Genomic DNA, 18,579 nt, shown 5'->3' with positions numbered 1-18,579 from the left:
TAATGGCTGTGGCAGCAGTGAGGTGTTTTCATTGCCATGAAACGGTACACACTGGCGATCGTTTTACTTTAAACGTTGACGGGCAAGAACATTATTTTTGCTGTGCTGGCTGCCAAGCCGTCGCTGATACTATCTTTAGTAATGGTCTTGCCGATTATTATCGTTTTCGAACGGCTGCAGCCACGAAGATTGATGCTCTACCTTTGGAGCTCAGCGCCGAATTAAGCCAATTTGATAACGAGGCGGTGTTAGCCGATATTAGTCAGCAGCATAATGAGCTAACCGATATTGAATTGTCCATCAGTGGTATGAGCTGTGCAGCTTGTGCTTGGCTTATCGAAAAACAACTTCGCAAACTGCCTCAGCTCCACAGTGTTAGCATTAACGCCTCAACCCAACGTGCGTTGTTGCGCTTTGATAGTAAACAACTGTCACTTAGCGCTATTTTGCAGCGCATCACTGATATTGGTTATCAAGCCAGCCCCTTTGTGGCCGATCAAGAAGAGCAAAAATTCAAACTTGAGCTTAATCGTTATCTCAAGCGCCTCGCCGTCTCGGGCATTTTAACCATGCAGGTGATGATGCTGGCTTTTGCGCTGTATTTTGGCGAATACACTGGCATTGAAACAGCCCATGAAGGCTATCTGCGTTGGATCAGTTTGCTTTTAACGATCCCTGTGGTGCTGTATGCCGCTAAACCTTTTGTAGTCAGTGCTTGGCGCAGTATTAAGGCACGACAAATGAATATGGACGTGCCGGTTACGCTGGCCCTGTATTACACCTTTTTTGCATCTGCGTATGCCACCGCGATGCAAACCGGCGAAGTGTATTTTGAATCCGTTTGCATGTTTACCTTCTTGCTGCAATTAGGCAAATTCTTTGAATTCCGCGCCCGTGCGCAAGCCCGCGAAGCGACCAGTAATTTATTAAAAATCATGCCGGTTACGGCCACCCTTCACACCGAGCAAGGGCCACAGCCCACATCGGCTCGGCGCTTACAGACGGGCGATATCATCTTAGTTAAAGCCGGTGAAACCCTGCCCGCCGATGGCATAGTAAAAGACGGGCAAAGCTCAGTTGATGAGTCGATGTTAACCGGTGAATATCGCGCGATCAGTAAAACAATTGGCGATACAGTATTGGCCGGTAGCGTTAATCACGATGGTTTATTACAGGTGCAAGTAAGCCGAGTTTTAGCCCATTCGCGCTTGGGTCAAATCATTCAATTACAACAACTGACGCTGAGCCAAAAACCGAAACTAGTCGAAAAAACCGACCAATTAGCCAAGTATTTTGTCGAGCGTTTATTGGTGATCGCCCTGCTCACGTTCTTACTTTGGTATTTCTGGTGGGATCCTAGCCGCGCATTTTGGGTCACCCTATCGGTGTTAGTTGCCACCTGCCCTTGCGCCCTTAGCTTAGCGACCCCCACGGCGATAACCTGTGCCTTGGCCAGATTAAATCGACAAGGCGTGCTGATTAAAAATGCTCAAGTGCTTGAGGTTTTACCCAACATTAGCCATATCGTGGTAGATAAAACCGGCACCTTAACTGAAGGTAAATTTAGCTTACAACAGGTGCACAGGGTCAACCCTGCCCTTGCTGAAACCGATTTACTTAACTTAGTGGCCAATTTAGAACAATATTCTGAGCATCCGATTGCCCGGGCCTTTGCGCCGTATTTAACGCAGCCCCTAACATTAAACGACGTACAGGTAGCCATTGGCGCCGGTATTCGTGCTCGTTGGCAAGGCCAGCAACTCAAAGTGGGCAGCGCACAATTTTGTGGCGTACCAGCAGAGCCAGAATGGCAGGTGTATTTTACTCTCGATAACCAACTGCAAGCCAAGTTGCAACTCGTCGATAAATTACGCGAAGAAGCGACGGCGTTAATTCAGCAACTTCAGCAGCAAGGCTATAAACTGGGGATGTTAACCGGTGATCACTCGGTACAAGCAGAACAATTAACCGCAGCGTTAAAACTCGACTTTATGCACAAAGGCTGCAGCCCTGAAGATAAAGTCACCGAGATCCAACAATTAATCGCAACAGGTGCCAAAGTGCTGATGCTGGGTGACGGTATTAACGATAGTCCGAGCTTTAACGCTGCGCATATTTCAGTTGCGGTGCAATCTGGCACCGATTTATCGAAAAACCAAGCAGATGTGGTATTTTTAAAAGCCGATTTACGCTTATTACAAAACCTTCTTCAAGGTGGCAAACAAACCGCCCGGGTGATCAAACAGAACCTTGGCTGGTCAGTGGGCTACAATCTGGTTATTATCCCTCTAGCCGTTGCGGGTTTTGTTTCCCCTTACATTGCCGTGATTGGCATGTCGTTTAGCTCGCTGTTAGTGGTATCCAATTCATTGAGGTTACTGAAAAAATGAGCATTATCTATGTACTGATCCCGATTGCCATCCTGTTTGTGGCTATTGGCATTGGTATCTTCTTTTGGGCGGTGCGCTCAAAGCAATTTGAAGATTTAGAAAAAGAAGGCTTAAGTATCTTGTTCGACGAAGATAAGCCCAAAGCGACACCACCGAACAAGCCTGATGAACATTGATTATGTCGCGGCGCTGCTGATTGGCTTTTTAGGCAGCAGCCATTGTTTAGTCATGTGCGGTGGTATTGTTGCCGCCTTACAATTTGCCATGCCTGCCCAAAGTGCTTGGCAAAAGTTTCGCTTACAACTGTTGTTAAGCCTTGGCCGCTTGATTACTTATGCCTGCTTTGGTGGCCTTGTTGGTTATTTTGGTGCGACCGCTATGGGCATTACCGGGGCCACTTTTATTGGGTTACGTTTATTGGCCGGCTTATTATTGCTGGCGATGGCGCTGTATATTGCGAGACTTTGGTTTGGTTTAACACGCTTAGAGCGCGCAGGGCAAGGTTTGTGGCGCTTTATCCAACCTTATACCAAACGCTTATTACCGCTTGATAGCAGTGGTAAAGCCTTAAGCTATGGCATGTTATGGGGCTTTTTGCCTTGTGGTTTGGTTTATTCGACCCTTAGTTGGAGTTTAGCCAGCGGCAGTGCCAGTAGCGGTGCACTGATCATGTTACTTTTTGGCGTCGGCACCTTACCGGCGTTACTGGTATTTGGCTCCGCGGCTAATAGCCTAGTCAAACTAAAAAACCAATTATGGTTTCGTTACAGTGCGGCATTATTGTTAGCGGTTTATGGTATTTACACAATATGGCTTGCTTTGCATAGACTAGTTTTTTAAGCTGTTACCCTATTAAGGGTAAAAGGGTGTGTGTGATGCAACGTTCAGCTATAAATTGTCAGGATTGCGGTTTTAGTCAACTGTGTTTACCGTTTTCGCTCAGTGAGCAAGAAATGAGCAAACTTGATGATATTATTCAGCGAAAACGCCCTTTGCACAAAGGCGATATGTTGTTTGAAAGCGGTAACGAGCTTAAATCGCTGTATGCCATCCGCACGGGTTCTTTTAAAACCTTTACGCTCACCTCACAAGGTGAGCAGCAAATCACCGGCTTTCATTTACCTGGCGATGTCATTGGTTTTGACGCCATCAATACTGAAAAACATGCCAGCTATGCTGAAGCCTTAGAAACCGGTATGATTTGTGAAATACCCTATCAAAACCTTGAAAATCTGTTAAGTCAATTACCTAAACTACGCCAGCAAATGATGCGTTTAATGAGCCAAGATATTCAATCTGATCAACAAATGATGTTGCTGTTAAATCGTAAAACCGCAGAGCAAAAATTGGCAACTTTTTTAAATCATTTGGCTTCTCGTTATGGCAATCGTGGTTTTTCTGAAAAAGCCTTCCGGCTCAGTATGACCCGCAGCGACATTGGTAATTATTTGGGCTTGACCGTAGAAACCATCAGCCGTTTGCTGAGTAAAATGCACAAAGATGAAATCATTCAAGTTGATGGCAAACTTATCACCATTTTGGATGCTCCCAGCTTAACCGCGCTTTCAGGCCAATGTTAACTCCCCTTAACTTGATATAGCACAAACATAAATCCCTATTAATCGCTTATCTTGGTCTACACTTAGATAAGCTGATTGACTTAAGAGGGAAGCTTTAATGTCTATTTACAATAATGTGTTAGTGGTTTTAGATCCGAGCGCTGATGAGCAAAAAGCGCTCGATAGAGCCATCGAACTTGCCCGCAAACAAGGCTGTCAACTGACCGCTTTTCTTAGTGTTTATGAATTCTCTTACGAGATGACCACCATGTTATCGGGTGACGAGCGCGAATCGATGAAACAGTCGGTGATTAAAGATCGCGAGCTTTGGGTCAAAACCTTTTTAGAACAACCCAGCGCCTTGGGTTTAAACATCAAAATGCACGTGGTTTGGCACAATCGCCCCTTTGAAGCCGTAGTGAAAACCGTCTTAGATAATAATTATGATCTGGTGATCAAAGGGACGCATGATCATGATGTTTTAAAATCGATGATTTTTACGCCGACCGATTGGCATATTTTGCGTAAATGTCCTTGCCCAGTATTGTTAGTTAAAGATCATGCTTGGCCTGCTAAAGGCAATATCATTGCTGCCGTTAATGCGGGTAGTGAGCAAGAGCATCACCTGTCATTAAATCAACGAGTGATCCACAAAGCACAACAAATGTCGCAATTACTCGATGCTAGGGTGCATTTAGTCAATGCCTACCCCGGCACCCCGGTGAATATCGCAATTGAGATCCCCGAGTTTAATCCACAAGAATACAATGACACCCTACGCCGCCATCATAAAGATGCGATATTAAGTCTGGCCGAAAAACATCAAATTAGTAACGAGCAATGTCATGTGTTAGAAGGTATGCCCGAAGACGTGATCCCGAAACTGGCCAAAAAGCTGGATGCCGAAATGGTCATTATCGGCACTATTGGGCGTACGGGCTTATCCGCGGCGATCATTGGTAATACCGCTGAACATGTCATCGACCGCCTAGATTGCGATGTATTAGCCATGAAACCGGCTGACTTTATTTGTCCGCTTGAAAAAAGCTAACTATCAGACTTTGGTAAAGGCGCGAGGTTGGGTATAATGAGCGCCTTTTTTCTGGCGGGTAGTTACTGATGTCGCACGCAGCACAAGCAAAAGCTCAATACAATCTGAACAAATTACACAAAAGATTGCGCCGGGGTGTGGGTCAAGCCATTGCTGATTTCGGCATGATTGAAGAAGGTGATAAGATCATGGTCTGCCTTTCTGGCGGCAAAGACTCTTACACCATGCTCGATATCCTGATGAATTTACAGCAATCCGCGCCGGTAAATTTTAGCCTTATTGCTGTTAACCTCGATCAAAAACAACCTGGCTTCCCTGCTGAGGTATTACCTCAGTATTTAAACCAGCTGGGTATTGAATATCTGATTGTTACTGAAGATACCTACTCGATAGTCAAAGATAAAATTCCAGAGGGTAAAACCACCTGTTCGCTGTGTTCACGTTTGCGCCGGGGCATTTTATATCGTACTGCAAAAGAGCTGGGCGCCACTAAAATTGCGTTAGGCCATCATCGTGATGATATGCTTGAAACCCTGTTTTTAAACATGTTTTATGGTGGCAAGATGAAGTCGATGCCGCCTAAACTGGTCAGTGACAACGGTGAACATATCGTGATCCGACCTTTAGCTTATTGCAAAGAAAAAGACATTGAAAAATACGCTGTCGCGCGTGAGTTTCCGATCATCCCTTGTAACCTTTGTGGCTCACAAGACGGCCTGCAGCGCCAAGTGGTCAAAGAAATGCTGCAAGATTGGGATAAACGCTTTCCTGGGCGCATCGAGACCATGTTTCAAGCCATGCAAAACATCGTGCCATCACATTTAGCAGATAAATCGCTGTTTAATTTCGCAGGGCTGACGAAGGGCGACGCTTTAGCGACTGAGGGTGATTTAGCATTTGATAAAGCGACCATCCCCAGCATTCCGGTTGGCTTAGAAATAGATAACGAAGATGAACAGCCGCTGCTACAAGCGGTTGAGTTAAACTAACTCCTTGATTATCTCTGCGCTTTAACTTGGCATCATGCTGTTAGAGCGCAGCTTTTCACATCGGCATTGCAGCGCGATATACCAGCCTGCCTTTGATAACCAAGCTGCACCTTGGCTTATGCGCATTCTGGCTGCTTAGCTGTGATGTCCAGCTAAAACCATACCCAACAGCACATCGCAGCGCAGGAAATAGCAATCAGCTTAATCTTCTAAAAAACGTCGATTGTAACGGATCATGGCGGTTATCTCTTCGATGTACTCTTCACCACGTTCAGAATAAGCATGCAACCCATGCGCCAATGCTTCACCACGTAAGGGGCGATCCTCTTCACGCAACTTCCAGCGGATTTGGCGTAACGACTCATAGGTATGAAAAGTATTCAGATTATAAAAATAACTGCTAATCGCTGCGGCGGCATCTTCAAATCGGGCCACTTCGTGAAACTGATCTTCAGCACGATTTAATGGCACGAGGCCACAGCCCTCCCGAAAGCACCATTGCCCAAAAAAGTTATAGCCTTCCACGGCAAAACGACTAGTGCCCCAAGCCGACTCATTGGCTGCCTGCATTAAGACTAAACTCTCCGGAATAATATCCACGCGCAACAGTAATTCTTGCAGCGATGCCATATCCGTTTCAGTAATATCTAAGCGGAACTCATCATACAAACTATAAAGAAAGGCATATTCGTCGATATGTAAGCGCATATTCTTACGCTTTTTATCTTCAATTTCTAATAATTGCTCGCGCAATAACAGCAAGCGTTGATTTTCGCGACGCACGTGAGGGCGCAAATAATCAAAAAAAGCTTTTTTCTTTTTACGGACATCTGTAATGGCATTAAAGTCGGGTAACGGCCGAGCGGGAATTTCAGAGCGAGGATAAGCCAACCGCTGTAGCAGTTTTTTCTGATCAGCCTGCGATAATGCAGACAGCCGAGTTGGGATCTGCCATTGCTCGAAAGACTCGAGCGAATCGCTTTCTTTTAATGGTTCGAGTTGGCTAAAAGGGCTTAACGTGGCAATCAGCACCCCTAACCAAAACAATACCAGCAATAATTTTCGGAAAAACAGCATTAACCACCTTTGTCATGAAACAACAATTCAACACTATTAGAACGTATTATTATTATTTAACCTGCCATTCTACCGCCTTAGTCTGCTAGATTCGACCAAAAGTTGCTACGCTGGGTTTTTTTACGCATTTTATGCTGAAATCATTGCAAATTTAGTCTGTCTGATAAAAACTGGCTTGGTAAGATTTAGCTGTCTGGATGGATATAACGGGGTAAATGGCGAAGATATGAAACCAATTGAACGTTCAACTAAGTTAGATGGGGTATGTTATGACATCCGTGGGCCAGTTGCTCGAGAAGCCAAGCGCATGGAAGAAGAAGGTCATCGGATCCTAAAACTCAATATTGGTAACCCTGCCCCATTTGGTTTTGAAGCACCCGATGAAATTCTCAAGCACGTTATTCATAATTTGCCAACGGCACAGGGCTATTCTGATTCACAAGGTATCTATCCGGCGCGAGTGGCTGTTGCGCAATATTATCAACAACGGGGTATTCGTGGTGCCGATGCCGATGATGTTTATATCGGTAATGGCGTCTCTGAATTGATATTGATGGCCTTACAAGGTTTATTGAATACCGCCGATGAAGTGTTAGTGCCGATGCCCGATTATCCGCTATGGACTGCCGCAGTTAATTTAGCGGGGGGCAAAGCGGTACATTATTTATGTGATGAACAGCAAGACTGGTATCCTTCGCTTGAGGATATTAAAGCGAAGATCAGCAAAAAAACCCGTGCTATCGTGTTAATCAACCCAAATAACCCAACCGGTGCGGTGTACAGCCCTGAATTCTTACGTGAACTGCTTGAAATCGCCCGGCAACATAAGCTGGTGGTGATGAGTGATGAAATCTACGACAAGGTCTTATACGACGGTACAGAGCATGTCAGCACGGCAGCATTAGCAGATGATTTAGTAATGCTGACCTTTGGTGGCTTATCTAAAAATTACCGCATAGCCGGTTTTCGCATCGGTTGGTTGTTTATCTCTGGTGCAAAAAAGCTCGCCAAAAACTATATCGAGGGTTTAAATATCCTGGCCTCGATGCGGTTATGTGCCAATGTACCCTGCCAGCACGCCGTACAAACGGCACTGGGTGGCTATCAAAGCATTAATGAGCTTACCGTTCCTGGTGGCCGTTTATACGATCAAATGGATTTGGCGCACAAGTTGGTCAATGAGATTGATGGCGTAAGCTGCATGCGCCCAAAAGGCGCCATGTATCTCTTCCCCAAAATTGATTTAAAGAAATATCACATTAAAGATGACGAACTGTTTGTGTTAGATTTTTTACGGCAACACAAAGTGCTGTTAGTGCATGGTCGCGCCTTTAACTGGCCAGAGCCTGATCACTTTAGGATCGTTACACTGCCGCATAAAGATCAATTGCGACAGGCAATTAGTAAGCTTGCACAATTTTTACCCAGCTATAGCCAAGAATAAAACATGACGCTTTAAGAACTTCATCGGTAAAAATGCCGTGTTTGACACATCACTGTTGTCAGCACGGCGTCAAGCAGGTATGCTCGGCCAGGTTGTAGCCATCTGGATAGCAAAATGTCTGCTGAATACTCTTTCCAAACTCTGTTTGAAGCTTTTACGACGCAACTTGCTGCAGTCGTATTTTACGCCTTTTCCTTTAATGGCGTGGATATTCCCTTGGTCATGATTTGGCTGATCAGCGGTGCCATCATTTTTACCCTATACCTCGGATTTATTAATATCCGTGGCTTTCGCTATGCGATTGGCCGCTTATTCGCTAAACCAGAACGTGATAGCGCCGGTGAAATCTCCCCTTATAAAGCCCTAACCACCGCCCTCTCTGGTACGGTGGGTACAGGTAATATTGCAGGTGTGGCGATTGCTATCAGCCTTGGCGGGCCGGGCGCGACGTTTTGGATGATCATGGCCGGTTTATTGGGTATGTCGACCAAGTTTGTCGAATGTACCTTGGCTGTGAAGTATCGTCAGCAAAACGCCGACGGCAGTATCTCGGGTGGCCCGATGTTCTACATTAAAGCCGCGCTAGATAAATATCATTTACCCCGCTTGGGCTCCGCTTTGGCCATCTTTTTTTCTATTGCTGTTATCTTTGGCTCGGCCGGCTTTGTGCATGTAAACCAAGGCTTTGTGCAAGTAGAAAGTGTAACGGGCTTTGATCAACCTTGGCTGTTTGGGGTGATTTACGCGGCGCTAATTGGCGCAGTGATTATTGGCGGTATCAAAAGTATTGCCAATGTCACCAGTAAACTGGTGCCTTTTATGTGTGCCATTTATTTGCTGGCTGCCTTTGTGGTGATTGCACAGCATTTAACTGCCGTGCCCAGCGCCTTGCTGTTAATCGTACATAGTGCCTTTGCACCCGATGCGGCCTATGGTGGTTTTATTGGCGTGTTGATCCAAGGTTTTCGGCGCGCCGCTTACTCGAATGAAGCGGGCATCGGCTCGTCGCCTATCGCGCATGCGGCAGCACGAACCAAAGATCCTATCTCGCAAGGCTTTGTCGGCTTGCTCGAGCCTTTTATTGATACAGTGGTGATTTGTACCATTACGGCTTTGGTGATTATTTTAACTGGGGCTTATCAATTACAAGGGCTGGATGGCGTACAAATTACCTCGGGTGCCTTTGCTACGGTATTTGATTGGTTTCCGATAGTCTTAATGGTGGCGTTGTTGCTGTTTGGTTTCTCAACCGTACTTAGCTGGTCTTACTATGGCTTAACCGGCTGGCGTTACATTGTGGGTACCGGCCCAAAAATGACCACGCTGTATAAGATTTTATTCTGTGGCATGGTATCGATGGGCGCAGTACCCAGCATTATGGCAGTGTTTGATTTTATCGATTCAATGATTTTCTTAATGGCGATCCCGAATATTCTGGCTTTGTATTTACTGCTGCCAGAGGTAAAAGCCGATTTAAATCGTTATTGGCAAAACCGCGTTAAGCACTAGATGGTGTTGAGGTAGGCTGAGCCTTGTAGCGCAACTGAGATTTGTACTGCAAATTAAGATTAAGAGCAACACCTTGCCTTTGGCGCTTCACGCGCGCAGACAAAGTGTTGCCTTAGCCGTATTAGCTAGGAAGGCTGAAATGAGGGTTAAGCCGCTTGCTCGGTTTTACTGCTTTTCTTTACGGCCGTTAACTCTGCTGTGTTTAGCTGCGACTTCTCGCTGACTTTAGGCTCTTTCTCTGCCGTTTTTGCTGGCGCTTTTTTGGCACCTAAGGCAATTAATACCGCGTCTTTTTGCTGCGCTAAATATAACGCCAAGGTTTCAGTTTGTTGTTCGTCAGCGATTAAAGCGCTGTCTTGAAGTAATAGTTGCAAAGCATCTGCCGTATCGAGCATTTTGTCATAGGCATCCGCCTCAGCTTTTGAGGTAAACGTCATTTTTTCTACTCCATTTCGCTCTACAACATATTTGGTGATTACCGCCATCGTTTTACCCTCTGCTAGAAAACTGTTTATTTATACAGTATAAATAAGACCCTGTCCAGCGCTCGCATCTCACTGTTATTTACATTACTATAAGTAATTGAACTATAGCGATTTCAGCGGAGGATTTATGGGTTCAGTCTGGTCAGAACGGCGGTCGGCGGCACCCGGTAGTCGCCCCTTAGATCATCGTACGCCATGGCAACGAGATCGGGCTCGTGTCTTACATTCAGCTGCCTTTCGTCGCTTGCAGTCTAAAACGCAGATTCTTGGTATTGGTCAAAATGACTTTTACCGCACGCGGTTAACCCATTCTTTAGAAACCGCGCAAATTGGCACCGGTTTACTCAATCAATTACGCCTAAACGCTGATGATACCGTACGCGCCTTCTTACCCGAAGACAACCTAATGGAAGCGCTGTGTTTAGCGCATGACTTAGGTCACCCCCCGTTTGGGCATGGTGGCGAAACAGCACTTAATTACAAAATGCTGGCCTACGGTGGCTTTGAAGGCAACGGCCAAACCTTACGTATTGTCAGTAAATTAGAACCTTATACCGAACATCACGGTATGGATTTAACACGCCGCACCTTACTGGGATTATTAAAATATCCGGTGCTACAACCAATGCTGACAGCACCAACTCAGCTCGATAACCCGTTAAGTTTAGCGCCGTGGAAACCCGCAAAGGCGATTTTTGCGGCTGACAGTGCTATTTTAGATTGGATCTTAGCGCCACTAAGCGCAACTGATCGCCAAGCGTTTCAACAAACCCAAGTACTGGATGACTCACCGTGGCAAAAATCGCGCTATAAATCCTTAGATGCATCGATTATGGAACTGGCCGATGACATCGCTTACGGTGTGCATGATCTTGAAGATGCTATCGTGCTAGGTAATATTAGCTTTAGCCAATGGCAACAGTTTACTGCCGAGCCCTTTGCTGCACTGAGCCACGAGCAACAACAAGCATTGCAGGCCGTTGGCGTTAAGTTGTTTGCTAAAGCGCATCACTTGCGCAAAGATGCGATTGGCTCCTTGGTAAATCAGTTAATTACTTCGGTATCTTTATATGAAAGCCTACCCCGCTGCGAAGAGCCGCTAATTCGTTTTAATGCCTGCCTAACTGAAGCCGAGCAACACATCTTACAAACGCTGAAACAACTGGTCTATCGGTGTGTGATCCAACAACCGACCATTCAACAATCACGCTTTCGTAGTCAAAATATGTTACTGAAATTATTCGATGCTTTTGCCTCGGATCCCCAACGTTTGTTGCCGCTTAATACACAGCAACGTTGGCTAGATGCCGCAGATAAAACTGCCAAGCAGCGAGTAATTTGCGATTATATTTCAGGCATGACCGATGATTATGCCGAGCGGATGTATAGCAGCTTATTTGGTAGTTAAACTGAGGGTGTAAAAGTGCAAAAACCACTTCGGGTTCTCGCAGGCCAACGCGCCTTTACACAGATCCAACAACAGGGCTTACACGCTGATGATATCAGCGTGATGATTGGCGCCAGCGGTGGCCCTAAATGGTTTTGCCTGTATGGGCTTGATCAGTATCTACTTACACAATTTTTTAAAAACCGCAGCAAGCCATTGCACCTGCTGGGCAGTTCTGCCGGTGCTTGGCGCTTTACTTGTTACGCCCAGCAAGATGGTGCAGCTGCATCAAGCCGCTTTGCTAAAGCCTACTCCGAAATTCGTTTTCCCCCGCAGGCCGACATTAAACTGATCACGCAGATCTCACAAAATATTATTAAACAGATCCTGCCGGATAACGACAGTATTCAACAGGTATTGCAGCACCCGGTTATGAAGTTAAATTTAATAGTTGACCGCGCTAAAGGCTTAAACCGCAGCAACCGCCCTTGGCTGCAAGGCACGGGGTTGATGCTCGCTGCAGGGGCGAATTTATTAAATCGACGATTGTTACGGCATTTTTTTCAGCGTATCCATTTTCATGTCGCCGGAGAAGCGGCGCCTTTTTTCCACAGTGCTGATTTACCAACCGAACACGTATTACTGAATGAACACAATTTATCCGCCGCGGTGATCGCCAGTGGCGCTATTCCCATGGTATTAGAGCCCGTTTTGGATATTCAAGGTGCGGGCCAAGGACACTACTTTGATGGTGGTATCACCGATTATCACTTCAATCAGCAATTTAGCAGCGAAGGCTTAGTGCTCTATCCGCATTTCTACCCCGACTTAACGCCAGGCTGGTTTGATAAAGGTTTAAAATGGCGCAGAGCCAATCGTGCTTATCTTGATAATGTGGTGATTCTCTGTCCTAGTCCGGCTTGGATCAGCAGCTTACCTCACGGCAAAATTCCCGATCGTAAAGACTTTAAACTCAACGAGGCACAGCGCATCCAAGCCTGGCAAACGGTGCTAAGTCGTTCACATGAACTCGCCGACGCCTTTGCCAGTGGCCACTATCAGTTAGAGCGGCTGTAACGTTCTTTTTAATTGACTTTTTGTTAGCCGAGGTTGTACTTTTGTCACCTTAGCAGCAACAAAAAGGATGTTTCACAAATGGAGCGGCACAATGTTATCAACTAAATGGATAGTTTTAGGCGGCTGCTTGCTGCTTGGTAACCTGTTATCGGGTTGTACCGCGTTAGGGATGCTCGGTGATAGTCAGCTACGAAGCGATAACAGGCGCGTGGTGCAAGATCAACAAACAGGGCAAAGCAAAACCGTTGAGCCGCCTTTACTGTTAACGGAGCTGGGCATTGCGCTAGATAGTGCGGTGATTGAAGGCGTGAAAAAGCTCGGCAAAGACGAGCAGCCAAAAGAAATTTGCAAGCACAACGGTCACTTCAACGAATGTCGACCGCTCGGCAAGCAACGCTCAGATATTATCGACTGAGCCACGATAAGGTTCTAGCCCTTCGCACAAGGCCTGCATAGCATCGAGCATACGTGGGCCTGCTCGATACACCCAATCCGCATTTAAACTAACAAAAGCCTGATTTTTTACCGCGGGCAGGTTGGGATAGCGCTGCCAAAACGCTGCTGTTGCGGCCTGCTGTGGTTGAATAATCACCGTGGGTTGGCGGACTAATAACTGCTCTAACAACGGCTGCGGATAATCGCCTTTAGCATCAGCGAAAATGTTATCACTGGCACACTCACGTAATAGTTGCGCAGGCCAAGCCGAATTGGCGACCGTCGTTAACGGGGCCACCCCCATGGCATAAAACACCCTTGGCCGCGGTTTATGCGCATAGGCTTTACGCAACGTGGTTAAGCGTTGCTGAAACGCTGCCGCTTGTTGCTGACCTAACTGTGCATGCCCGAGCAAAGCACCGAGCTGCTTTAACTCCAGTGCAATATCATCAAGCGTGACCGGATCAGAATAAGCCACCTGAATACCAAATTGCTGCAAGCGTTCAAGATCCTGCGCCGGATTGCCACTGCGCCAGGCCAGCACTAGATCCGGTTTTAACGCTAGAATGGCCTCAATATTTAAGGCCGCAAAACTGTTCACTCGCGGTAATGCTAAGGCAGCCTCAGGGTAATCACTGTAATCGCTCACCGCAATTAATTGCTCGCCCGCCCCCACCGCATACACTAATTCCGTAATATGCGGCGCCAAACTGATCACCCGCTGCGGCGCGGCAGCAAGCGGCAAAGCGAGCAGTGTTAAAATAATTCCACTAAGCCAAAGCCGCGACATACGGTGTAATAATCGCATTTACCAATCCAAACCTTGTTGCGCTTTCACACCAGCGTCAAATGCATGTTTTACTGCTTGGATCTCGCTAACGGTATCGGCTAATTCCAAGATACGTCGATGACAAGCGCGACCGGTTATCACCACATGTTGTTTAGCTGGGCGCTGCATCAGCGCTTTTTCAATGCGTTCTAGTGGTAAATAATGATAACTGAGCATGTAGGTAAGCTCGTCTAGTAACACCAAATCGAGCGTATCGTCGGCTAAAAAGCGCTCGGCATCTTGCCACACTCGCTCGGCCGCTTCGATATCTGCCGCTTTGTCTTGCGTATCCCAGGTAAAGCCCGTTGCCATCACCGAGAACTCAACACCATGTTGTTGCAGTAAATTACGTTCACCACAAGCCCAACTGCCTTTAATAAATTGCACCACTGCCGCATTTAGACCATGGCCGACCGCACGAGCCACGGTGCCAAAACCGGCGGTTGATTTACCTTTGCCGTTGCCGGTTATGACTAACAACAAACCTTTTTCAATATTGGCTCGTGTTACAGCGGCATCAACGTACTCTTTTAAGCGTTGTTGCCGTGCCTGATGGCGTTGTTGTTTTAATTCATCTGCACTCATGCTATCCACCTTGTTGTAACTGTCGCCGTAAAATAATCAGAAAGAATACACTGCCAAGCACCGAGGTGATCACCCCTAGTGGAATTTCTTGCATCGCTAACAGGCTACGCGCGGCATTATCCACCCACATCATAAAGATGGCCCCAAATAGCGCCGAGCCCAGCAATAATGGCACTGCGGTTACCCCCATAAAATAACGCACCATATGCGGCACCATTAAGCCCACAAAGGCGATACCACCACATTGCGCCACAATACAGGCAGTGACTAACGCGGTAAGCAGTAATAACACCAGACGCAGACGCTGTGTATTCACGCCCAAGCTGCGGGCACTGTCGTCTGATAATAACAAGGCATCCAGTTGCCGCCTGACCGCTAATGCCACCACCAGCAATACCAAAACAGCGGGCGCAATTAATGCAACACTGTGCCAATCGGCACGACTTAAGCTCCCCATCATCCAAAAAATAACCCGATTAGCCGCAAAAGGCTCAGCAAAATACAGAATAAAGCTGCTGATCGCGCTGAGCATAAATGACACCGCCACCCCAGCGAGTAAGGTCACTTCCATTTTTTGTAGCCTATTACCCATACAGGCAATAAACACCAACAGCACCGCAAGCAAAGCCCCTAAAAAGGCCGCCAACGCCATGCTGATCAGTTGATCGGGTAGCACAATACTGACAATGGTCGCCCCTAACCCAGCCCCAGCCATTAAACCAAATAAATAAGGATCAGCCAGTGGATTACGACTGACGTTTTGTAAAACGGCACCGGCCACAGCCAAGCCTGCCCCCACTAACATGGCAACAAATAAACGAGGTAAACGAATTTGCCAGATAATCGTCTGGGTTAGCGGCTCGCTCAATGCTTGGCCAGTTAAAGCGAGCAGCAATTCACGCCAACTGATCGCGACACTGCCAATTTGCAAACTCAATAGTAAACTCAGTACCAATAAACCGCTTAACAGCCATAGCAAGGCTCGCTGACGGGGTTTTAACTGTTTTAGCATGGGCTTGGCACTCCGACTTTCGCGTGCGCGAGCTCAGGTATAAAGGTCACTTGCAACCAGCCATAATCGGCTTGCGATGATACCACGCAAGGCAAACCAAAAACCTGCTGTAATAATGCTGGGCGCAAAACGTCGTGTGGCGTACCATAGGCCCGCACCTTACCGTTTTCCAATAACAATAGCTTCTGGCAATAACGCGCGGCTAAATTCAGATCGTGCAAACAACAAATAATGGTTTTATTCAGCCCCTGTAGCAGTTGCAATACCTGATGTTGGTATTTCACATCTAAATGATTGGTCGGCTCATCCAATAATAAAATAGTCGCTTGCTGCACCAAAGCGCGTGCAATATTTAGCCGCTGTAATTCGCCCCCCGATAAAGTATCGGCGCGTAGTTGCGCTTTATCAGCCAAACCCACTTGCTGCAATGCTAACCTTACCTGCTGCAGGTCTTGGGCACTGGTGCCCTCATACCAGCGCTTATGTGGTAACAAGCCCATCGCCGCAACTTGCTCACAACACAACCCCTGCGGTGCACTGCTGATTTGTGCCACGGTGGCAACTTGCCGTGCTAAAGCCTGTGCACTCTGCTGCTGCAACGGCTGGCCAGAAAGTAAAATTCGGCCACTATTCGGCGCATAACGGCCATTGAGTAGTTGTAATAAACTACTTTTACCCGCGCCATTTGGGCCGATAATACCAACGACTTCATTAGGGGAAATAGCCAACGTAATCTGGTCGAGCGCCAGCACAGAGCCTGAGCTACGCGAATTGGGATACGCTAAGCAAAGCTGGTCTAGAGTATAAATGGCGGCTGTCAAAACGATATCCTGTAATTACTCGCAGGCAGCATCCTACAGCCCGTTTGACACAGGTGGCAGGCCGCTACCGTGTTTTCCCGCACGGGGGCATTTTTACACCAAGGCAGGTATCCTGACTGACTACGATAACCCCTGTTTCGCCTTCCCGTTAAGTGGCCTTGAAACACAGCATAGTTTACAGTTGCGGGTACAGTTCAGGGTTTGCACCTGATTCCCTATGTTAAGCTTTAAGCTCACCTTAGTGTTTAAGCGTTGCTTGTTATAAGATAGCAACGCTGGCTATTGTAACAGTAAAAGGTTACAGCAGATATCGGATTACTGCTTTGCTTTATTGCGCTCTACCGGTGAAATTTATTACGCATAGGGTTAACTTTTATCCTGCAATTTTAAAGATAACTGCTAGGCTTAAGCTATTTATAAAATCTGAACGCTGCAAGCCTCAGGGCTAAACACCTGACATGGAGCAACCTATCACTATGACAAAAACACTCAACGTCTTGGCCATCTGCGGCAGTTTACGCGCTAAATCGACTAATCGGGGTATGTTGCTATGGGCACAAGCACACGCACCAAAAGGTATGAAAATCCACCTGGCCGACTTATTAGATGTGCCCTTTTATAACGCCGATTTAGCAGAGAAACCTGCTGCTGTCAGCCGGTTACTTAACGATTTCGCCCAAGCAGATGCATTAATTCTGGGCTGCCCAGAGTACAATTACTCACTGGCCCCCGCTTTAAAAAACGCGCTAGATTGGGCATCGCGTGAACCTGATAATTACCTATTACGTGGCAAGGCGGTGGCTATTATGGGAGCGGCAGGGGGCATGGGTAGCTCGCGCGCGCAATATCATTTACGTCAAGTCTGTGTATATCTCGATTTACACCCGTTAAATAAACCCGAAGTTTTTGCCAATGCGTTTAGCGGCGCTTTTGACAACGAAGGACATTTAATTGATAGTAAAATCCAAGAAAATATCAAACAGCAACTGCTCGCGTTGGCGGCATGGCAACAAAAACTGCAGCCGTAAATTGATAACACGTTGCCTGTTAGGGATATTTTTAGCGCCCTTTTAGCTGAACGGGTAACACTATTCGCCTGACGTTGCTTTATTAAAACATAAATAGCCGAACAGCATCTCACAAGATGTTCAAACGCTGAGACTAAACGGATTGATCTGATGAAATGGCTGCTACTTTTTAGCATAATGATCTTGAGTGTGTCGTACGCCGAAACGGCAGAGACATTGCCGTCAAAACTACAATTTCGCGAAGCGCTAACCTCACCTGCAGCGCAATACAGCCAAGCTTTGTTGTCTGAAGCCTATCGGCGTTTAAATATTGATGCACACTTTATTGATATTCCGTTTGGCCGAAGTTTATTAGAGTCGAATAAAGGCAGCTTAGATGGTGAGCTAGCTAGGGTGCTGGATGTGACCAAGCATTACCCTAACCTCGTCGCTGTACCCTATGTGTTGTTTGATACCAAGGTTTATTTGTATATCAATCAGCAACGCTGTGCAAAATGTAGCCTAGAAGACGTGCCAAGCTTGGCTTATGTCCGTGGCTCTTTGGTGTTAGAAGAAATCTTAAAAAAGCTGCCGCCTTCGCGCCAAGTAATTAGCTCTGGCAGTATCGAAAGTACCAAAAATTTATTTTTAACCGGCAAAGTCGATGCCGTGATTTTTGCGGCTTACCAGCTTAATGCACAAAGCGAATTCCCGATTAGCGAGCAATTTATTTTTAGCTTACCTGATTACCATTTACTGCATCGCGACCACAGCGCCTTATTACAGCCCTTGGCAAATATGCTGTTTCAATTAGAGCGTGAAGGCTTCACCGAAAATTTGCGTTTACATTTTGGCATTGCCGCCCCAAGCCGACAATTACAAACAGGGCAACAACCCTTTGCTTACTATTAACCGCTGCATG

Annotated in this window: 19 protein-coding genes and 1 riboswitch; of the genes, 13 read left to right on the top strand and 6 right to left on the bottom strand. The window is 46.6% G+C overall.

What is annotated here, in order from left to right; translation table 11 throughout:
- The first annotated feature begins 2 nt into the window (after positions 1-2).
- The 6 genes from JAO78_RS08680 to ttcA all read left to right on the top strand — a co-directional run bounded on the left by JAO78_RS08680 (position 3) and on the right by ttcA (position 5,989).
- Positions 3-2,390: a heavy metal translocating P-type ATPase gene (locus JAO78_RS08680; RefSeq protein ID WP_226750975.1), complete on the top strand. Its 2,388-nt coding sequence runs from the start codon at positions 3-5 to the stop codon at positions 2,388-2,390.
- On the top strand, positions 2,387-2,566 hold the full coding sequence (gene ccoS / locus JAO78_RS08675) for a cbb3-type cytochrome oxidase assembly protein CcoS (protein WP_226750974.1): 180 nt from the start codon (positions 2,387-2,389) through the stop codon (positions 2,564-2,566). The genes JAO78_RS08680 and ccoS overlap by 4 nt, the downstream gene beginning before the upstream one ends.
- Positions 2,556-3,230: a sulfite exporter TauE/SafE family protein gene (locus JAO78_RS08670; RefSeq protein WP_226750973.1), complete on the top strand. Its 675-nt coding sequence runs from the start codon at positions 2,556-2,558 to the stop codon at positions 3,228-3,230. The genes ccoS and JAO78_RS08670 overlap by 11 nt, the downstream gene beginning before the upstream one ends.
- Positions 3,231-3,265: 35 nt before the next feature.
- A complete protein-coding gene (gene fnr / locus JAO78_RS08665) occupies positions 3,266-3,970 on the top strand; it encodes a fumarate/nitrate reduction transcriptional regulator Fnr (RefSeq protein ID WP_226750972.1) in 705 nt (234 codons plus the stop codon).
- Between the two features lie 97 nt (positions 3,971-4,067).
- A complete protein-coding gene (gene uspE, locus JAO78_RS08660; protein WP_226750971.1) occupies positions 4,068-5,000 on the top strand; it encodes a universal stress protein UspE in 933 nt (310 codons plus the stop codon).
- Positions 5,001-5,068: 68 nt separating this feature from the next.
- Positions 5,069-5,989 carry a tRNA 2-thiocytidine(32) synthetase TtcA gene (gene ttcA / locus JAO78_RS08655; protein WP_226750970.1) on the top strand — a complete coding sequence of 307 codons (921 nt, stop codon included), beginning with the start codon at positions 5,069-5,071 and terminating at the stop codon, positions 5,987-5,989.
- 201 nt (positions 5,990-6,190) lie between these two features.
- On the opposite strand, the gene JAO78_RS08650 is transcribed toward ttcA, so the two are convergent.
- Positions 6,191-7,066 carry a glucosaminidase domain-containing protein gene (locus JAO78_RS08650; RefSeq protein ID WP_226750969.1) on the bottom strand — a complete coding sequence of 292 codons (876 nt, stop codon included), beginning with the start codon at positions 7,064-7,066 and terminating at the stop codon, positions 6,191-6,193.
- A gap of 226 nt (positions 7,067-7,292) precedes the next feature.
- Here JAO78_RS08650 and JAO78_RS08645 point away from each other — a divergent pair, with 226 nt between their 5' ends.
- Positions 7,293-8,510, top strand: a complete 1,218-nt coding sequence (locus JAO78_RS08645) for a pyridoxal phosphate-dependent aminotransferase (protein WP_226750968.1) — start codon at positions 7,293-7,295, stop codon at positions 8,508-8,510.
- A gap of 114 nt (positions 8,511-8,624) precedes the next feature.
- Positions 8,625-10,019: an alanine/glycine:cation symporter family protein gene (locus JAO78_RS08640; protein ID WP_226750967.1), complete on the top strand. Its 1,395-nt coding sequence runs from the start codon at positions 8,625-8,627 to the stop codon at positions 10,017-10,019.
- 146 nt (positions 10,020-10,165) lie between these two features.
- Here the strand turns inward: JAO78_RS08640 and JAO78_RS08635 are convergent, their stop codons facing one another.
- A complete protein-coding gene (locus JAO78_RS08635) occupies positions 10,166-10,504 on the bottom strand; it encodes a YebG family protein (RefSeq protein WP_226750966.1) in 339 nt (112 codons plus the stop codon).
- Between the two features lie 127 nt (positions 10,505-10,631).
- Between JAO78_RS08635 and JAO78_RS08630 the strand changes: the two genes are divergently transcribed.
- The 3 genes from JAO78_RS08630 (at position 10,632) to JAO78_RS08620 (ending at position 13,383) form a co-directional block, all read left to right on the top strand.
- On the top strand, positions 10,632-11,912 hold the full coding sequence (locus JAO78_RS08630; RefSeq protein WP_226750965.1) for an anti-phage deoxyguanosine triphosphatase: 1,281 nt from the start codon (positions 10,632-10,634) through the stop codon (positions 11,910-11,912).
- A gap of 15 nt (positions 11,913-11,927) precedes the next feature.
- Positions 11,928-12,968: a patatin-like phospholipase family protein gene (locus tag JAO78_RS08625; RefSeq protein WP_226750964.1), complete on the top strand. Its 1,041-nt coding sequence runs from the start codon at positions 11,928-11,930 to the stop codon at positions 12,966-12,968.
- A gap of 91 nt (positions 12,969-13,059) precedes the next feature.
- Positions 13,060-13,383 carry a hypothetical protein gene (locus JAO78_RS08620; RefSeq protein WP_226750963.1) on the top strand — a complete coding sequence of 108 codons (324 nt, stop codon included), beginning with the start codon at positions 13,060-13,062 and terminating at the stop codon, positions 13,381-13,383.
- On the opposite strand, the gene JAO78_RS08615 is transcribed toward JAO78_RS08620, so the two are convergent.
- The 4 genes from JAO78_RS08615 to JAO78_RS08600 are packed head-to-tail and all read right to left on the bottom strand — an operon-like array spanning position 13,366 to position 16,650.
- Positions 13,366-14,211: a cobalamin-binding protein gene (locus JAO78_RS08615; protein WP_226750962.1), complete on the bottom strand. Its 846-nt coding sequence runs from the start codon at positions 14,209-14,211 to the stop codon at positions 13,366-13,368. The two genes, JAO78_RS08620 and JAO78_RS08615, sit on opposite strands and share 18 nt — an antisense overlap.
- The gene (gene cobO, locus JAO78_RS08610) at positions 14,212-14,817 is read right to left on the bottom strand and encodes a cob(I)yrinic acid a,c-diamide adenosyltransferase (protein ID WP_226750961.1); all 606 of its coding nucleotides are present in this window, start codon (positions 14,815-14,817) and stop codon (positions 14,212-14,214) included.
- A 1-nt stretch (position 14,818) separates the two neighbouring features.
- Complete coding sequence (locus JAO78_RS08605) at positions 14,819-15,829, bottom strand: FecCD family ABC transporter permease (protein WP_226750960.1); 1,011 nt, start codon at positions 15,827-15,829, stop codon at positions 14,819-14,821.
- Positions 15,823-16,650 carry an ABC transporter ATP-binding protein gene (locus tag JAO78_RS08600; RefSeq protein WP_226750959.1) on the bottom strand — a complete coding sequence of 276 codons (828 nt, stop codon included), beginning with the start codon at positions 16,648-16,650 and terminating at the stop codon, positions 15,823-15,825. The genes JAO78_RS08605 and JAO78_RS08600 overlap by 7 nt, the downstream gene beginning before the upstream one ends.
- A gap of 85 nt (positions 16,651-16,735) precedes the next feature.
- Positions 16,736-16,906, bottom strand: a riboswitch (cobalamin riboswitch).
- Between the two features lie 220 nt (positions 16,907-17,126).
- On the opposite strand from JAO78_RS08600, the gene JAO78_RS08595 reads away from it, so the two are divergent.
- Positions 17,127-17,678 carry an NADPH-dependent FMN reductase gene (locus tag JAO78_RS08595; RefSeq protein ID WP_226750958.1) on the top strand — a complete coding sequence of 184 codons (552 nt, stop codon included), beginning with the start codon at positions 17,127-17,129 and terminating at the stop codon, positions 17,676-17,678.
- A 150-nt stretch (positions 17,679-17,828) separates the two neighbouring features.
- Complete coding sequence (locus tag JAO78_RS08590) at positions 17,829-18,569, top strand: transporter substrate-binding domain-containing protein (RefSeq protein ID WP_226750957.1); 741 nt, start codon at positions 17,829-17,831, stop codon at positions 18,567-18,569.
- Positions 18,570-18,579 lie beyond the last annotated feature (10 nt).

Origin of the sequence: Alishewanella maricola, assembly GCF_016343785.1 — a bacterium.
Classification (GTDB): Bacteria; Pseudomonadota; Gammaproteobacteria; order Enterobacterales; family Alteromonadaceae; genus Alishewanella; species Alishewanella maricola.
The sequence above is the reverse complement of the archived record's forward strand: the minus strand, read 5'-3'. Positions and strand labels throughout refer to the sequence as shown.

Bases quoted from the DNA above. Each gene is read 5' to 3' on its own strand.
- JAO78_RS08680 (WP_226750975.1), top strand. From the start codon at position 3: ATGGCTGTGGCAGCAGTGAGGTGTTTTCATTGCCATGAAACGGTACAC.
- ccoS (WP_226750974.1), top strand. From the start codon at position 2,387: ATGAGCATTATCTATGTACTGATCCCGATTGCCATCCTGTTTGTGGCT.
- fnr (WP_226750972.1), top strand. From the start codon at position 3,266: ATGCAACGTTCAGCTATAAATTGTCAGGATTGCGGTTTTAGTCAACTG.
- JAO78_RS08635 (WP_226750966.1), bottom strand. From the start codon at position 10,504: ATGGCGGTAATCACCAAATATGTTGTAGAGCGAAATGGAGTAGAAAAA.
- JAO78_RS08670 (WP_226750973.1), top strand. From the start codon at position 2,556: ATGAACATTGATTATGTCGCGGCGCTGCTGATTGGCTTTTTAGGCAGC.
- cobO (WP_226750961.1), bottom strand. From the start codon at position 14,817: ATGAGTGCAGATGAATTAAAACAACAACGCCATCAGGCACGGCAACAA.
- JAO78_RS08605 (WP_226750960.1), bottom strand. From the start codon at position 15,829: ATGCTAAAACAGTTAAAACCCCGTCAGCGAGCCTTGCTATGGCTGTTA.
- JAO78_RS08650 (WP_226750969.1), bottom strand. From the start codon at position 7,066: ATGCTGTTTTTCCGAAAATTATTGCTGGTATTGTTTTGGTTAGGGGTG.
- JAO78_RS08645 (WP_226750968.1), top strand. From the start codon at position 7,293: ATGAAACCAATTGAACGTTCAACTAAGTTAGATGGGGTATGTTATGAC.
- JAO78_RS08590 (WP_226750957.1), top strand. From the start codon at position 17,829: ATGAAATGGCTGCTACTTTTTAGCATAATGATCTTGAGTGTGTCGTAC.
- JAO78_RS08630 (WP_226750965.1), top strand. From the start codon at position 10,632: ATGGGTTCAGTCTGGTCAGAACGGCGGTCGGCGGCACCCGGTAGTCGC.
- uspE (WP_226750971.1), top strand. From the start codon at position 4,068: ATGTCTATTTACAATAATGTGTTAGTGGTTTTAGATCCGAGCGCTGAT.
- JAO78_RS08640 (WP_226750967.1), top strand. From the start codon at position 8,625: ATGTCTGCTGAATACTCTTTCCAAACTCTGTTTGAAGCTTTTACGACG.
- JAO78_RS08620 (WP_226750963.1), top strand. From the start codon at position 13,060: ATGTTATCAACTAAATGGATAGTTTTAGGCGGCTGCTTGCTGCTTGGT.
- JAO78_RS08595 (WP_226750958.1), top strand. From the start codon at position 17,127: ATGACAAAAACACTCAACGTCTTGGCCATCTGCGGCAGTTTACGCGCT.
- JAO78_RS08615 (WP_226750962.1), bottom strand. From the start codon at position 14,211: ATGCGATTATTACACCGTATGTCGCGGCTTTGGCTTAGTGGAATTATT.
- ttcA (WP_226750970.1), top strand. From the start codon at position 5,069: ATGTCGCACGCAGCACAAGCAAAAGCTCAATACAATCTGAACAAATTA.